This window comes from Pseudokineococcus sp. 1T1Z-3 (genome assembly GCF_037482365.1).
Taxonomy (GTDB): domain Bacteria; phylum Actinomycetota; class Actinomycetes; order Actinomycetales; family Quadrisphaeraceae; genus Pseudokineococcus.
In genome coordinates, this window is record NZ_JBBHZF010000002.1 from 1 (window position 1) to 663 (window position 663).

The 663-nt window shown below is 77.5% G+C and carries 1 protein-coding gene; it reads right to left on the reverse strand.

All coding sequences use genetic code 11. The features are described 5' to 3' along the window. Positions 1-123: 123 nt before the first annotated feature. A complete protein-coding gene (locus WDV86_RS01890; protein WP_339565902.1) occupies positions 124-660 on the reverse strand; it encodes a GNAT family N-acetyltransferase in 537 nt (178 codons plus the stop codon). Positions 661-663 lie beyond the last annotated feature (3 nt).

Below are 663 nucleotides of genomic sequence, written 5' to 3' on the forward strand. Positions count from 1 at the left end.
CGCGGGCCTGCCCTCGACTCAGACATGCCGCCAGATCGCGGCCCGTAGAAGCACCCCCCGAGCCCCCCTCCCCCGGACCACCCCCGAGCCACCCCCCGGACCACCTCAGAGCCACCCCTGGGGCTACCGCAGAGGTAGGCGGTATTCGATCAGCGCGGCACCGTCGCGCTCGACCTTCCGGGCCCGCTGCCATCCCAGCCGGTCGTAGAAGCCGGCCGCCCCTGCACGCTCCCGGTCTGACGCCTGCCCCCGCAGCCCCGGCGCCGGGCGGGCCTGCGCGATGGCGTCACGGGTCAGCAAGCACACCTCGGTGGCCCCCTCCTGCCGGGCCGCCTCGACCGCGGCCTCGAGCAGCTCGCGCCCGACCCCTCGACCGCGCACAGCCGGAACGGTGACCAGGGCGTAGACCACGGCCGACCGGGCGGGACCGACCGGCTCCCCCTGACCACCGCCGCCGCCTCGAGGACCAGCCGCGGTAGCAGCAGACGGCGCGGCCGGCGGGGCGCCGTGACCGTGCCCGGTCGGTCGAGGGCGCCGGCGCAGCAGCCGGCGGGCGTAGCGACGGCCACGGGTACGCGCGAACAACTTCGCTACCACCGGCCGCCGGAGCAGGGCCGCGACGCCCGCAGCCCCCAGCCGCCACCGGCCGGTCCGCAGCACCTC